The 15,496-nt window shown below is 47.4% G+C and carries 12 protein-coding genes and 1 tRNA gene; 11 read left to right on the forward strand and 2 right to left on the reverse strand.

The annotated features are described in order from the left end of the window. Positions 1-148: 148 nt before the first annotated feature. The 4 genes from H6A13_RS04135 (at position 149) to H6A13_RS04150 (ending at position 7,126) form a co-directional block, all read left to right on the forward strand. On the forward strand, positions 149-2,974 hold the full coding sequence (locus H6A13_RS04135; protein WP_243424724.1) for a M64 family metallopeptidase: 2,826 nt from the start codon (positions 149-151) through the stop codon (positions 2,972-2,974). Positions 2,975-3,192: 218 nt separating this feature from the next. Continuing rightward, positions 3,193-4,443: a dicarboxylate/amino acid:cation symporter gene (locus H6A13_RS04140; RefSeq protein WP_204908359.1), complete on the forward strand. Its 1,251-nt coding sequence runs from the start codon at positions 3,193-3,195 to the stop codon at positions 4,441-4,443. A 165-nt stretch (positions 4,444-4,608) separates the two neighbouring features. Further along, the gene (locus H6A13_RS04145; protein ID WP_204908360.1) at positions 4,609-6,417 is read left to right on the forward strand and encodes a LytS/YhcK type 5TM receptor domain-containing protein; all 1,809 of its coding nucleotides are present in this window, start codon (positions 4,609-4,611) and stop codon (positions 6,415-6,417) included. Beyond that, positions 6,398-7,126: a response regulator gene (locus H6A13_RS04150; protein ID WP_204908361.1), complete on the forward strand. Its 729-nt coding sequence runs from the start codon at positions 6,398-6,400 to the stop codon at positions 7,124-7,126. Before H6A13_RS04145 ends, H6A13_RS04150 begins: the two co-directional genes overlap by 20 nt. Positions 7,127-7,176: 50 nt before the next feature. On the opposite strand, the gene H6A13_RS04155 is transcribed toward H6A13_RS04150, so the two are convergent. Together H6A13_RS04155 and H6A13_RS04160 are read right to left on the reverse strand one after the other, a co-directional pair. After that, on the reverse strand, positions 7,177-7,764 hold the full coding sequence (locus tag H6A13_RS04155) for a TetR/AcrR family transcriptional regulator (protein ID WP_204908362.1): 588 nt from the start codon (positions 7,762-7,764) through the stop codon (positions 7,177-7,179). A 110-nt stretch (positions 7,765-7,874) separates the two neighbouring features. After that, positions 7,875-8,909: a proline racemase family protein gene (locus H6A13_RS04160; protein WP_204908363.1), complete on the reverse strand. Its 1,035-nt coding sequence runs from the start codon at positions 8,907-8,909 to the stop codon at positions 7,875-7,877. Between the two features lie 297 nt (positions 8,910-9,206). Between H6A13_RS04160 and H6A13_RS04165 the strand changes: the two genes are divergently transcribed. The 7 genes from H6A13_RS04165 (at position 9,207) to H6A13_RS04195 (ending at position 15,225) form a co-directional block, all read left to right on the forward strand. Beyond that, a tRNA-Sec gene (locus H6A13_RS04165) sits at positions 9,207-9,304 on the forward strand. A 137-nt stretch (positions 9,305-9,441) separates the two neighbouring features. Then, positions 9,442-10,842: a proline reductase-associated electron transfer protein PrdC gene (locus H6A13_RS04170; protein ID WP_204908364.1), complete on the forward strand. Its 1,401-nt coding sequence runs from the start codon at positions 9,442-9,444 to the stop codon at positions 10,840-10,842. Positions 10,843-10,997: 155 nt separating this feature from the next. Further along, positions 10,998-12,854 (forward strand): D-proline reductase (dithiol) proprotein PrdA, encoded by a 1,857-nt coding sequence (gene prdA / locus H6A13_RS04175; RefSeq protein WP_204908365.1) that lies wholly within the window; start codon positions 10,998-11,000, stop codon positions 12,852-12,854. Between the two features lie 16 nt (positions 12,855-12,870). Then, entirely contained in the window at positions 12,871-13,167 is a 297-nt protein-coding gene (locus H6A13_RS04180; protein ID WP_204908366.1) for a CBO2463/CBO2479 domain-containing protein, read from the forward strand. Positions 13,168-13,169: 2 nt separating this feature from the next. Further along, positions 13,170-13,895, forward strand: a complete 726-nt coding sequence (gene prdB / locus H6A13_RS04185) for a D-proline reductase (dithiol) protein PrdB (protein ID WP_204908367.1) — start codon at positions 13,170-13,172, stop codon at positions 13,893-13,895. 67 nt (positions 13,896-13,962) lie between these two features. After that, positions 13,963-14,730, forward strand: a complete 768-nt coding sequence (prdD, locus tag H6A13_RS04190; protein ID WP_204908368.1) for a proline reductase cluster protein PrdD — start codon at positions 13,963-13,965, stop codon at positions 14,728-14,730. 12 nt (positions 14,731-14,742) lie between these two features. Continuing rightward, on the forward strand, positions 14,743-15,225 hold the full coding sequence (locus H6A13_RS04195) for a glycine/sarcosine/betaine reductase component B subunit (protein ID WP_204908369.1): 483 nt from the start codon (positions 14,743-14,745) through the stop codon (positions 15,223-15,225). The last annotated feature ends 271 nt before the right edge of the window (positions 15,226-15,496 follow it).

Consider the following 15,496-nt stretch of genomic DNA (forward strand, 5'->3'; position numbering starts at 1 on the left):
CTTTTTTATTAACAGGAAATTGCAAAGTTAAAAAATAAATATTCTGAAATGTAAATATTTGCATTGAAATAGTCGAATAATATGATATTCTGAATATAGAGATTTTTCTTTGTTGCGTCAAAGAATGAAAAGGAGGGAGAATATAGCGATGAAGAAAATGAGATTCGGAAAATCAAAAAAACATTCCGTGATTGTATTTGTTATGGTATTCTCGTTGTGTTTTGTCCCGTTTTTTGGGAACGTGGCTTATGCAGAAAATTCTGCGCCGGCGGAAGAACAAATTGAGGAACCTGCAGAGGATCAACCGGAAGAAAAAACAGAGGATGGTTCTGGTGAAGAGATACCGGAAAGCACAGAGGCTATAAAGGAGGAAGGCCCCCAAAATTCTACAGAAGGATCACAAGGGGAAGTGATCGGATCGATGAATGATGCAAATAAGCAAGAGATAAAAGCGTTTAGTGAAGAAACAGGGAGACAAAAGCAGGAAGAGAAGATGAAAACAAATGAGGGTGTTATGGATCCTGTGCCGGATAAAACTCCTCATCTGGTCTATGGAAATTCAGAATTGCGGGATGAAGATGCCTTTGTGCTTTTGATGTTCGGAGATGGGTTTACAGCAAATGAACAGGAAACATTCTACTCGGAATCGAAGCGAATTGCTGAATATGTAATGGATACATCGCCCTGGGATGAATTTACAGACACTATTAAAATTTATGCTTTGGGTGTAATTTCGAATGAATCGGGAGCAAAGGGTGATAATGCAATCAATCAGGAACAGGCTGATGCTGATACCAGAGACACCTATTTTGGGGCTTCTTTCTGGAGCGGTGGAATGCAGAGGTTGGTGTCGGTTGATCAGGAAGGAATGGAAAAGGCGAGAGCCTTATCGGCGGAATATCTTCCTTCGGCAGATTATAATGTGATCGTGGTAAACTCTGAGACTTATGGAGGGAGCGGCGGAAGTATTTGTGTGGCTTCTTTAAATAATGAATCATTAGAGATGATGCTTCATGAATTGGGACATACGGTTGCGGATTTGGCTGATGAATACTTTGCAGGAGCCAGCTATGCCCGTGAATATGCAAACATGACAGCTGAATCAGACCCTGAAAAAGTAAGATGGTCCCGGTTTATTGGAAAGAACGGTGTGGGTGTTTATGAATATGATAATGGAGGCGATGGATGGTATCGCCCGCATGAAAATTGCAAGATGCGATTTTTAGGAAAGCAGTATGAATATTGTGAAGTATGTAAAGAGGAATTAAGGAAAGCATTTTGCAGTGATTCTGATGTTACAAAACTATTCTTTCAGCCTTATGCGGATATGTTTTACGAGGATGATAGCGGAAAGGATATGAAGGAATATTTTATTCTGCGCCGTGGTGAGAACGAAATTACAGGAGATAAACTTGGAGATGCACTGCAATTGACGTATAAAGACGGTGACGGGCAGATTGTAGAAGGCATTCCAGCGAAAGCGGGTACGTATACAATTGAAGCGAAGTTTCTGGGAAATGAAACGTATAGTGCATGTCAACAGACGGCAGAATACACAATAGAACTTCCGGATTTGATCACTCTTTCTGTCGAATCTAAAGTTTATGATGGACAGCCTGCAACTGTTAGTTATGATGTGGATTATGACGGTTCCTATAGTGTAGAGACACATTATACCGGTACGGTTCCTTACGCGGCAGAGATCACCAGTGTATATGATAGTGATGAAGCTCCTATTAAACCGGGACGGTATAAGTTGACTTTAACGGTAAGGGATGAAGAAGGAACCCCTATCAGCAGAAAAGCCCAGGATTTTGAGATTTCTTTTAAGTCTACTACAATATCAAATCATGATACGAATGATTACCCGGGAGCAATGCCTTATTATAATAATAAAACGATTGTTTTTACCGGAGAGGGATTTACAGCTGATGAGCAGGAAGAATTTGAAACATTGGCTAAACAGTATATTGATTACTTCCGAAATACAGAGCCATATAAAGAAGCAGATCTGTATTTTAATTATCATACAGTGGAAGCGGTTTCTGATCAGTCGGGAATAGGAAAGGTACCCTCAGAGAACAGTTATTTCCGTCTTTCTTATGACAAGAATGGAAAAATAGTTTCAGAAGATGGAGACTATCCGACTCAGGGGGCAATGTATATAGGAAATAATGTGATCACTTCATATTACAAAGCGACTATAGTGATTGTAAATGATAAAAATGTGAAGGAAGGGGCAACCGTTACAAATAAACGTTTTACTGTGTATGCAACACCCGATGAAGCAGGAATGGAGTATGCGGCAAGCGAGTTGTTGAATTACTTTACTTCACAGCCGGAAGGATACAGAGCTTCTACAGAGGAAGAAAAAGAGGCACAGAGACTGGAATTTTTAAAAGCGCTGTACTATACCTGGTATGGGACAGATTATGCGCCGATATTGAGTCGGGCTTATGATGAAACATTCATAGAAACCGGAGAACCGATTGATTTATCATCTTATTTCCATGCTTATGTATTAGATAAGGAAATACCCAATATTGCATTTCAAATGACTTATTATGCGGATGATAACGGACAACCAGGCGAACAACTAAAAGAGGCGCCTTCAAAGGCTGGCACATATTATGCTCAGGCTGAATTTATTCCGGAAGGAGGAGCCTGGACACAGGAAGTTACGGTAGAAGGAGCAACGTATAATATTCCACTTTCCAGAGGGTGGACAACATACGTGATTCAGCCAGAAAAAACTGAAGAGGGATCGGGGGGATCGGCGGAAGGAGATCCCGGAGATGCAGATGATCAGCAAAATATAAATAAACCTGTTTCAGATAAAAATATCGTTTCAGATAAGAATAACGTGAACAGGGTAAAAACAGGAGATTCCAATCATTTGGCTCTTTACTCGATACTTTTTGTTGGATCAATGTTAGTTGTTGGAACAGTGCTTTTGAAAAAGCGTAAAAGATAAGATAAAAATATTTTTAATAGAAAATTTCCAAATGTTTTAAAAACGGAGAGGCGAATAATATTATTTGTCTCTCCGTTTTTTGCACATAGAAAACAACATTTCCCTCATGTAAAACTCCCTTTTATGCAAAAACTGTTGATTTTCAAATTGAAATAGATAAAATAAAGCATAGCTTAAAGGAACGGCAAAGAAAAGTAAAAAGAAAGAAGGAATGAGAGATGGAAAAGAAAAAGAAATTTTCAATATCTCTGACCACGCAGATTCTGATCGCAACAGTCGGAGGTATCGTATTCGGCGCACTGATAGGACCCTGGGCGGAGAATCTTAAGTTTATCGGAGATATTTTCTTAAGACTGATCCAGATGTCCGTTGTGCTTCTGGTTATGTCTTCTGTAGCAGCTGCAGTAGGCGGCGGCGACGGAAAAGACGTCGGAAAAATGGGCGTGCATACGATCAAATGGATCGTGTTCTTTACAGCGATTGCCGCTGTGCTGGGTGTGGTTTTGTCCATGCTGGTAAAACCGGGACTTGGCATTGACCTCTCCGGAGCAGAAGAAGTAACAGAGACGGCAGTAGAGGCCGCGTCCCTTCAGGATACCCTTTTGAACTTTGTTCCTACAAACGTAGTGGAATCTATGGCTGATGGATCCATGGTGCCGTGTATCGTATTTGCGATCTTCTTTGGCGTGGCCATGGGAGCCTACACCCGCCAGAGCGGAAACCGCAACATGGCAGACTGGGTGATCGGCTTAAATAAAGTCATTACCAATATCATCAAAACAGTTATGTACATTGCCCCGATCGGTATCTTCTGCCTGCTGGCAGACGTAGCCGGATCCACAGGATTTGCAGTGATCATCCCGATGGCTAAATTCCTGGGAGTGCTCCTGATCGGCGATGTGATCCAGTTTTTGATCTACGGACCGATCACAGCGGTACTTTGCGGCGTCAATCCATTTAAGATGCCGAAGAAATTCGGCAAAATGTCCCTGATGGCAGTCACCACCACATCCGGCGCGATCTGCCTTCAGACAAAAATGGAAGACGCAGTCACCAAATTCGGCGTCAGCCGTAAAGTGGCAGACTTTACAGGACCCATTACCATGTCCATGAACAGCTGCGGCGCAGCTATGTGCTATGTAACCGCCATCTTCTTCATGGCACAGTCCACAGGAATCGAAATGACGGTATACCAGATGGGTATGGCAATCCTTCTGTCCTGCCTGATGTGCATGGGAACCATTTCCGTACCGGGCGGCTCCGTGATCGTGTACACCTTCCTGGCATCCTCGCTGGGACTTCCGATGGACAGCATCGCAGTCCTGATCGGAATCGACTGGTTCGCAGGAATGTTCCGTACACTGATGAACGTAGACGTAGATGTCATGGTAGGCATGCTGGTAGCCAAGAAGCTTGGCGAACTGGATCTGGATGTCTACAACGACAAAAAAACCGTCGCTTACGAATAAGCCAACCATTTCCTAACAAATCATACATAAATGGGGGACGGGGGATTTCTGGAAATCCCCCGTCCCCCATTTATGTTTTCCACATTTTATCCACAGGTATTATCCACATCCTGGGGATTTGTGGTATGATAATTCCAGGTATGTGTGTCCGGGAGGGTGGAAAGTATGAGGATTCACATGGAGAGTTTGCTTTTTGAGGTGATTTTGAATATTGCGCTGCTTGTGCTGGTGGCGACTCTGCTGTCGAAGGTGCAGCTGATCCAGACGATTATCTCGCAGGAGCGGCGAAGCGGCGCGGGCCAGGTGTTTCTGTCGGTGGTTTTTGGCGCGGTGATCGTTCTGTCTGTGTACACAGGGATCGATATGGACGGCTACAATATGAACACCCGCGTGATCGCCGCGATTGCGGCCGGGATCCTTGGCGGTCCGCTGGTGGGGATGTATGCCTCCATGATCGGGGCGGTCTATATCTATTTTTTTGCGGGGCCGGCGGCTTTTGCGATGGCGTCCGCCTTCTCCACGGTTCTGTTCGGGCTTCTGGGAGGGGGATTCTACCCGTATTTTCAGCGTGGAAAATGGAAATACAGAGACCTGTTTTTCCTGACCTGCTTTGCGGAGATCTGCGATCTTGTGATTATTCTGCGGATGGTCAGTCCTTTTTCCCTGGCTCTTGCCACCGTGCAAAAGGCCGGAATCCTGATGACGTTGATGAATGCGGCGGGTATTCTCCTTTTCATCTCCAGTTTCAACAATATTTTTATCCGGCAGGATATTGAGAGCAGCCGTCAGCTGCAGATGGCGTCGGAACTTGGCCGGCGCTGCATCCCGCTTCTTGGCAACGGTCTTGAGGATGAAGCGAATATGAAGGAACTGGTGTCGGTGCTTCTGGAAGCCAGCGGCTGGACAGGCGTGATCCTGACGGACCGGGAGCGGATCCTGGCATGGAAGCAGCAGCCGGATGACAGCGGCGGGGAGGAAACCATCTGGCCGGGAGAACTTCCGGGAAGAAAAGGAAAATCCCCGGGCAGAGCGCAGGAAGAAGGCCTGCCGGAGCTTCCGGATCTGGACGGTATCCCGGAGATCGGGCTTGCCGCCATGAAGAAGGGGGAACTGGAAATCGCCTACAAGGTGCCAAAATCCAGCGCCTGGTACGAATGGATGCGGGAGTATTCCATGATCGCGGCGCCCTTTATGATTGAAAAGGAGGCCATCGGCTGTCTGATCGTGTGGACGAAAAGACAGTGGGTTTTCCGCCAGAGCGATGTGGAACTTCTGCAGAACCTGGTACAGATCGCCTCCGCCCAGATTGCCATGTCGGAGCTGGAGCGGCAGAGGCTTCTCCGCCAGCAGGCAGAGTTCAAGGCACTGCAGTTCCAGGTGAACCCGCATTTTCTTTTCAACGCCCTCAACACGATTTCCTACGTGTGCAGGGAAAATGCGGACAGAGCCCGGGAGCTTCTGATCACCCTTGCAAATTATTTCCGCTACAATCTGAATGAAGGAAAATATATGGTGCCTATGGCAGGAGAGCTGGAGCATGTCCGCAATTATCTGGAGATTGAAAAAGCCCGCTTTGAAGATAAGCTGGAGGTTTCCTATGATCTGCCGGAGCAGATGGATATCAGGATCCCGACCCTGATCCTGCAGCCACTGGTAGAAAATGCGGTCCGCTACGGGATCAGCCCGGACGGGAGGCGCAGGGTTCATATCAGCGTGCAGGAAACAGAGGAAGCGTATCAGGTATCCATCCGGGATCAGGGCAGAGGATTTCCTCAGGAGGTGCTGGACAAATTTAAGAAAAATGAGCCTTTTGGGAGAAGTATCGGTCTTCGGAATGTAAACCAGAGGATGAAGAAGGCTTACGGGGAATCCTTTGGGCTTGATATTGTAAGTTCCCCGGAAGGAAGTTGTGTTACGTTAAGGTTTTTAAAGGAAAAGGAAGAGGAGAAAGAACGTGAGAATAGCGGTAATTGATGATGAGAGGCCGGCCAGAGGCGAATTGATCTGGCAGCTGCGGGAGCTGCTGGGAGACGTGGACTTTGCAGAAGGCGATTCCGGCGCCGCGGCGCTCGGACTTGCAGGAGAAGGAAAATATGACCTGTTTTTCCTGGACATCAATCTGGGAGATATCAGCGGGACGGATCTGGTGCAGGCCATCCGGTCGATGCAGCCCGAGGCGGGTATTATCTTCGTGACGGCCTATTCCGAGTATGCAGTGACGGCATTTGAACTGGGAGTGGACGACTATGTGCTTAAACCTTACGAAAAAGAGAGGATCCGGAAAGTTCTTTCCCGCTGCCTGGCCTCCGATACTCCGGACGAAAAGAGAGAGAAGCCGCATCCAAAGAAGATCGCCATTAACACGGAAGGAAAAACCATCTTTGAAAATGCGAAGGATCTGGTATTTCTGGAGACCTGCCGCCGGGGATGCCTCATTCATGCGGCCGGCAGGGAATATTATGACAGCCGGGGGATCGGCGATTTTGAGAAACGTCTGGAGAGCCTGGAAAATGTCTCCTTTTTCCGCTGCCATAAAAGCTATCTGATCAATCTGGAAAAAGTCAAGGAAGTATTTCCCTGGGGAAATAACAGTCTGGGACTGAAAATGGAAGGCTATGAAGGGACGGTCATCCCTGTCGGACGGGAAAAGACGAAGATACTGAGAAGCCGAATGGGCTGGTAAGTGAATAAAATAGAAAACGCTGTATGCCGGTTTTTCGGGATACAGCGTTTTTATATGCCGTTTACAAAGGTATCGAGGACATGAGGCAAAAGCCTGTCGCTATATTCGCAGAGGGAATATTTTCCCCGGTACAGCGCCCAGTCGTAGAGGATGGCCCGCTCATACATGGCGTAGATCTTCATCAGTTCTTTCGCAGTACTGGTGTTTTTAAACTCACCGCTTTTTAAGCCGCCTTCCAGGATCTCGGTGATCCATTTGAAATAAAAACGCTTACTGTCGGCCAGCGATTTCTTGTCCTTTGTCACCAGCTGGGAAGAATAGAGAAATGCCAGAAGGCTGATGTCCACACTGGTTTCGATCATGTAAAACAACTCGTGGTTCAGGTAGAGAAGCTTGTCATAGGCGGACATATCCGGATCAATAGAAGCGGAGAGCTCCTCGTACTTTTCGTCAAACAAGTAGGACAACGAGTTCAGCAGGGATTCTTTTCCTTTAAAATAGTGGTAAAAGGTTCCCTTGGAGGTCCTGGATGCATTGATGATGTCTTCCACGGTTGTCTGTTCGTATCCTTTTTTATAGAAAAGATTCCATGCAGCCTTTACGATCCTGCTCTTGGTAGAGATTCTTTTTCTCGGCATCCCGGTCGTCACCTCTTTCGGATAAAAATAAAAAGCAGGGGCGGATCAGTAGTCCTGATCCGCTCCTGTTTCTAAGCTGTTTTATACAAGTCTGTGTGCTGATCAGAAGATTAGCCTACCTGGAAACCATATTTCAACGGATCGGTCGGATCGATCAGGTAGGTAGCAACACCTGTCAGGTAAGCGCTTCCTGTGATCATCGGGATTACTGCGTCATAGTCAGCAACCTTTGTGGTCTCTTTGATCACACCTTTGAAGATGCTTCCCATAAAGCTCTCATAACGGAACTCTTCGCCAACTTTGATCTCTCCCCAGTGATGCAGGGTAGCAAGTTTTGCGCTGGTACCGGTTCCGCACGGAGAACGGTCAGCCATAGCGTCGCCGAAGATAACTACGTTTCTAAGATCTGCCTTGTCCGGGTTCGGAGTCGGTCCGTAGAACTCAACAAGGTCTACGCTGTCAATGTCAAGCAGCGGATGTTTTACCGGGATCTCTTTGCTGATAGCGTCCAGGATCTGCATACCAAGTTTCTGGTAAGCCGGAACACTCTTGGCGTTGATCTCGCCGATGTCAAGCTGTGTGGTGTCTACCAGTGCGAAGAAGCTTCCGCCGAAGGAAATGGTGAATTTGATCTCTTTTCCGTCGATGGTCACGCTCTGGTTCTCTTTGTATACGAATGCCGGTACATTGGTAAGAGTTACGCTTTCAACCTTGCCGTCTTTTACGATAGCCTTGGTGCGGATCAGTCCTGCAGGAGCGTCAAGAACTACTTCGTTCTCTCCTTCATGAGACTCTACCAGACCAGCCTCGATCGCAACGGTAACAGCACCGATGGTGCAGTGTCCGCACATGTTCAGGTATCCGCCTGTGTCCATGAACATTACGCCGAAGTCTGCTTCCTTATTAACAGGCTCGCAGAGAAAAGCGCCGAACATATCGTGATGTCCTCTTGGCTCAAACATCAGAGCGGTACGAACATTGTCGTAGTTTTTCTCCATCCATTTTTTCTTCTCGATCATGGTGCTTCCTTCTGGCTCCGGGAAACCTCCGATGACCATACGGCAGAACTCGCCTTCAGTATGTGCGTCAACAACCTGAAGAGCTGCCTCAAAGCGGTCAAAATTAACCTTTGCTTCTAACTTCATAATAATGTCCCTCCTTAAATATTTTTCATGAAGTTACTTATAGAAAAAAACTATAAGGTTTTATAAAAACACGTAAAAAACCTCCCCTGGTTTTTCTTGTGTCTTTTTCCTTTGTGGATTTTAAAGGGCCAGAACGATAGTTTTTTAACAAATAGACTGCGTTCTAGTACCGCGTTCAGTTCTTTAATTTTATTATGGGGGAAAGAGGTTGAAAAGTCAATGCTTTTTTGCTATTATAAAAATGAACAAAAGTGTTGAAATCTGCGAGAATTTGTGTTATGGTATTTGGGCATAGATGGGGGTAGATGGGTGACTGGTGTGCCTCCTAGTCTTCAAAACTAGTGTGGGGCGTTAAGAGCGTCCCGGGTGGGTTCGATTCCCACATGCCCTCGCCAGAAAAGACCTTTTTGCTGTTAAAAAAATAGCAAGATGTTCCTATAGATAATTTTTATAAAACAAGATGTTGTGGAATAAGTAAGGAGACTGTGAAGTTTCGTTTTTACTTATAAAAAAGAAAAAGGAGATATGTGTCATGGGAAATGTACAAATTTTATTGCGTCAGCACGTTGGTGCGCCATGTGCACCCTGTGTTGAGGTTGGGGCGGACGTAAAAAAAGGTACACTCATCGCGACCCCCACAGGACTTGGAGCAAATATTTTCTCCAGTGTCTATGGCAAGGTCACAGAGATCACCGACGACAGGATCATCATTGAGCCTGCTGCAGAGCAGCCGGATGAATTTGTTCCGATCGATGTTCCGGAAGATGCCAGCAAGCTGGACATGGTGAAGGCTGCAGGTATCGTCGGCATGGGCGGAGCAGGATTCCCCACCGGTGTAAAGCTTAACATCAACCTTGCGGAGACACCGCTTGCAGAGCTGGATCCGGAGATCAACCCGGAACTGCCGGCTGATTTCAAACTGGAGCACAGCTATATCCTGGTAAATGCAGCTGAGTGCGAGCCGGGACTGGAGCATAACATCAAGCAGCTGGTTGAACAGACGGATAAAGTGATCCGCGGCGTGAAATACTGTATGGAGATGACTCATGCAGACAAAGCGATCTTTGCTATTAAGAAGAAACATCACGACGCGATCAAGCATCTGGAGGCAGCGCTGAAAGACGAGGCAGACATCTCCATGCACTTCCTGGCAGACATCTACCCGATGGGCGAGGAGCGTGCGGTAGTAAGAGAATGTCTGGGTGTAAACCTTCTGCCGACACAGCTTCCTTCTGCAGCAAGATCTGTAGTTGTGAATCTGGAGACCGCAGCCAAGGTAGCAGAGGCGATCGATGAGAAGAAGCCCTGCATCACCAAGAACCTGACAGTACGCGGAAAATTAAACGGCGGAAATGCAGCACATGTATTCATGGACGTGCCGGTAGGCGTAAGCGTCGGCGAACTGATTGAAAAGGCCGGCGGCATTGATGGAAAATACGGCGAGATCGTAATGGGCGGAGCCTTTACAGGCAAGTCCACTACAGTAGAAGAGCCGATCACCAAGACGACAGGCGGTATCCTGGTGAGCGTAGAGTTCCCGGATCTTCACGGCGCAAACGTAGGACTCTTAGTCTGTGCATGCGGCGGAAGCGAAGACCGTATGCGCGAGATCGCAGAGAAGATGAACGGCAAGGTCGTATCTGTATGCAGATGTAAACAGGCGATCGAGAGCAAGCCGGGCGCACCGCTCAAGTGCCTGCGTCCTGGAAACTGTCCGGGACAGGTAAAGAACAACCTGCAGTTTAAGAAAGATAAATGTGAATACATCATTATCGGAAACTGCTCAGACTGCTCCAACACAGTTATGGCATCCGGTCCGAAGATGGGACTGAAGGTATTCCATCAGACAGACCACGTTATGAGAGCAGTGGGACATCCTCTTTACAGAACACTGAAGATTTCCAAAGAGGTTAGTCAGGACATCGATTTCTAATATCGGTATTGCTGTCGCGGGCAGCCAGGATGAAAGGCCCCCGATTCTTTTGTCCAGGGAGAAAGAGAGGACTCCCCGGCGGTCCTGCGGCTGTTATATACAAACAAAGCCCGGAAGGGTGGACTTAAGCAAACCTAACAAGGAGGGAAAACAATATGTCAATCACAGCTGAAACAGCGAAAGCTCATGCACATGATCCTGCGGTTCTTTGCTGCAGAGCCGAAGCTGGCATCACAATTGAACCTGCGAATCTGGAAGATCCGGCGATCTTTGATGATTTGGTAGATTCAGGATTATTAAGCCTCGATGGATGCCTTACCATCGAAGAAGTTTTGGGAGCAAAGCTTACAAAAACTTGTGATTCTCTTTGCCCGTTAACAGCAGATGTACTGGACGGAGTAAAAGCACCGAGCGCACCGGCAGAGGAAGAAGAGGAAGCAGCTCCGGAGGCTCCTGCAGCACCGGCACCGGTTGCACCGGCAGCACCGGCAGCAGGCGGAGTTCTTAAGATCCACATCGGAGAAGGAAAGGACATCGACCTTGAGATCCCGGTTGGAGCACTTGGAGCAGGCGGCGCAGCAGCAGTTCCGGTACCGGCAGGCGCTGAAGTTGCAGCAGGCGCAGCAGCACCGGCAGCAGAAGCTGGCGAGGAGAAAGTCGTAAGAAGCCTGACAAGAAAGCACTTCAACATTACAGAAGTTAAGAGAGGACCGGAGACCAAGATCGAGGGAACTACTCTTTACATCCGTGAAGGCATTGAGCAGGAAGTTATCGACAATCAGGAACTGGTTAAAGATTTCCACCTGGAGATCATCACTCCTGACAAATATCACACCTATTCTGAGACCATCATGGACGTTCAGCCGATCGCTACAAAGGAAGGCGACGCTGACCTTGGTACAGGTGTAACAAGAGTTCTGGACGGCGTTGTAATGATGCTGACCGGTACAGATGAAGGCGGAGTTCAGATCGGTGAGTTCGGTTCTTCCGAAGGATACCTGGATGAGAACATTATGTGGAACCGTCCGAGCTGCCCGGATAAAGGAGAGATCTTTATCAAAGGTAACATCGTGATCCAGGAGAAGACCAACATGGAGCGTCGTGGACCTATGGCTGCCCACACTGCTTTTGATGTGATCACTCAGGAGATCCGTGAAGTGATGAAAGAACTGGATGAGAGCCTGGTAGTTGATACAGAGGAACTGAAACAGGTTCGTCGTCCTGGCAAGAAGAAAGTCGTTATCGTTAAGGAGATCATGGGACAGGGAGCTATGCATGATAATTTCATCCTTCCTGTAGAGCCTGTAGGAATCCTTGGCGCAAGAGCAAACGTAGACTTAGGAAATGTTCCGGTATGCGTATCTCCGCTGGAGGTTCTGGATGGATGTATCCATGCTCTGACCTGTATCGGACCTGCTTCCAAGGAAATGTCCAGACATTACTGGAGAGAGCCTCTGGTTCTGGAAGCTCTGCATGATCCGGAAGTTGACCTTTGCGGCGTTGTATTCGTAGGAAGCCCGCAGATCAACGCTGAGAAATTCTATGTATCCAAACGTGTCGGACACACTGTAGAGATGATGGACGTAGACGGAGCTTTCGTTACAACAGAAGGTTTCGGAAACAACCACATCGACTTCGCAAGCCATATCGAGCAGATCGGTATGAGAGGCGTTCCGGTAGTAGGTATGTCCTACTGTGCAGTACAGGGCGCGCTGGTTGTTGGTAACAAGTACATGACCTACATGGTTGACAACAACAAGTCCGAGTCCGGTATCGAGAACGAGGTTCTTGGCTGCAACACCCTTTGCGAAGAGGATGCGATCCGTGCACTGGCTATGCTGAAGACAGCTATGGCTGGAGAAGAAGTAAAGGCTGCTGAGAAGAAGTGGAATCCGAACGTAAAATCTACAAACGTAGAGCTGATCGAAGCTGCTTACGGCAAGAAGGTTGAGCTTGTTGAGAACGAGCAGTCTCTGCCGATGAGCCAGAAGCGTAAGGAAAAATACGACTAATTAAGAAGGCAGTTACATGAATAACGAACGATTGCATTATGGTGACAAGATCATTTATATGGAAGGTGTTGTAGTAGATGTTGACGACTGCAGTATCAGCGTCGACCTGAAAGGACGCCTGGGGTTCTTCAAAGCGCCGAAGCGGATGTTCATCTGTGACACTGAGCCGAAAGTAGGCCAGGAGATCGGATGGAACATGAGCTTTCCGGAGCAGCTAGGACCGGAAATAAATGATAAATATGTCAGCAATATCGAAAAAGAACGGCGCAAACAAGAAGAAATGCGCACTCGTTTGGATAATAAGGAGGTCTAAAAATGAGTTTAACGGTTGTTAAAGGTTTACAATCAGAAATCTTCGTACCTATTACTCCACCGGCAGTATGGACTCCTGTAACAAAAGAGCTGAAAGATATGTCTATCGCTCTTGCGACAGCAGCAGGTGTTCATAAGAAATCCCAGGAAAGATTCAATCTTGCTGGTGACTGGACATGGAGAAAAATCGAGAACACCACACCATCCAGTGATCTGATGGTATCCCATGGTGGATATGACAACAGTGATGTTAACAAAGACATCAATTGCATGTTCCCCATCGACAGAATCCATGAGCTGGCAGCAGAAGGCTTCATCAGAGCCTGCGCTCCGGTACACGCCGGATTCATGGGCGGCGGCGGAAACCAGGAGAAATTCAAACACGAGACTGGTCCGGCCATCGCGCAGATGTTCAAAGAAGAGGATGTTGACGCAGTAATCCTCACCGCTGGCTGAGGTACCTGCCACCGCTCTGCAGTATTGGTGCAGAGAGCGATTGAAGAAGCTGGAATTCCTACAATCATTATTGCAGCTCTTCCGCCGGTTGTTCGTCAGACCGGTACTCCTCGTGCAGTTGCTCCGCTGGTTCCTATGGGAGCTAACGCTGGTGGACCGCACAATGTTGAACAGCAGACACAGATCGTAAAAGCAACTCTTGAGCAGCTGATCAAGATCCAGACTCCTGGAACTATCGTACCGCTGCCGTATGAGTATGTAGCTAAGATCTAAGGAAACGTATGGAAAGGGCAGATGATCTTCATCTGCCCTTCTTTTATAAAAGCAGGAGGTGAACGATTTGGCAGAAAAAGAAATCGATTTGAGACGTCTCGTGATCAAGGCTTTCCATATGACAGATGTGGAATTTGGCGAGCATAATGATATTACTGTGGACGGACATATGACAGTCAGCAAAGAAATGCTGGATGAGCTTGTTGCCAAAGAAGAACATATTGAAAAGATCGATATTCAGATCATTAAACCAGGCGACCATGACCGGTGGACCAATACCATCATGGATATCATCCCGATCTCCACAAAGGTGCTGGGTAAACTGGGCGAGGGCATCACACATACGATCACAGGCGTGTACGTCATGCTGACAGGCGTGGACGTAAACGGAAAACAGTGCCATGAATTTGGCTCCTCTGAAGGGAATCTGAAGGATCAGCTGTATCTGAACCGCGCGGGAACACCGGGGGACAATGATTATATCATTTCCTTTGACGTGACACTGGCGGCGGGTATGGGACAGGAACGGCCGGGTCCCACAGCGGCACACCGCGTCTGCGATGAATTTATCCAGACCTACCGTGAGAAACTGAAAAAATTCAAAGGCGAAAAGTGTACGGAGCGTCATGAATATCATGATATCGTAAGACCTGGAAAGAAACGTGTCCTGATCGTAAGACAGGTGGCCGGACAGGGTGCGATGTATGACACCCACCTGTTCTCAAATGAGCCGTCTGGTGTTGAAGGAGGACGTTCAATCATAGATATGGGCAATATGCCGATCCTGATCACTCCGAATGAGTACAGAGACGGTATTATCCGCTCTATGCAGTAGGAGGTGTAAGATATGGGTATTGGACCATCGACAAAAGAAACGACATTGCATCATTTCCGGGATCCACTGCTGGAAGTAGTGGCTGCTGATACGGACCTGGACCTGATGGGTATTATCATTGTGGGAACGCCGGATGATAATAAAGATAAGCTACTGGTAGGCACCAGAACCGCCGTATGGGCAGAAGCTATGCGTGCGGACGGTGTGATCCTTTCCTCTGACGGATGGGGCAACAGCGACGTGGATTACACAAATACCTGCGAACAGCTGGGGATCCGCGGGATTCCGGTGACAGGCCTGAATTTCAGCGGTACGGTGGCACAGTTTGTGGTAGTCAACGATTATCTGGACGGCATCATCGACATCAACAAGAGCGAGGACGGTACAGAGACCAATGTCGTAGGAGAAAATAACATGGTAGAACTGGACTGCCTGAAGGCAAAAGCCCTTCTGAAGCTGAAGATGCGCCAGATGGAACAGAAGAGAAATCAGTAGATCACAGATCAGATAAAGAAAAGGCACGACATCCGAAATGTCGTGCCCTTTCTTTTTGGTATGTCATTGAGAGGTTTTCCTCGTTGCATTGCAGTTTTGTTTCATATACAAAGCTGGGGAATGCTTCTCTTGGATTAAGAGATGTATATATCAATTGGAGTTTACCCTTGCAGGATCACTTTTGGGGGAAATGATCGGCTCGGGCTAAACTGCAAATACAACCGAAATCATATCTTAAACGGGTGTGCTGTTTAAGATGGTATAAATATAC

The sequence above is a fragment of the Mordavella massiliensis genome (assembly GCF_016902415.1).
Taxonomy (GTDB): domain Bacteria; phylum Bacillota; class Clostridia; order Lachnospirales; family Lachnospiraceae; genus Merdimonas; species Merdimonas faecigallinarum.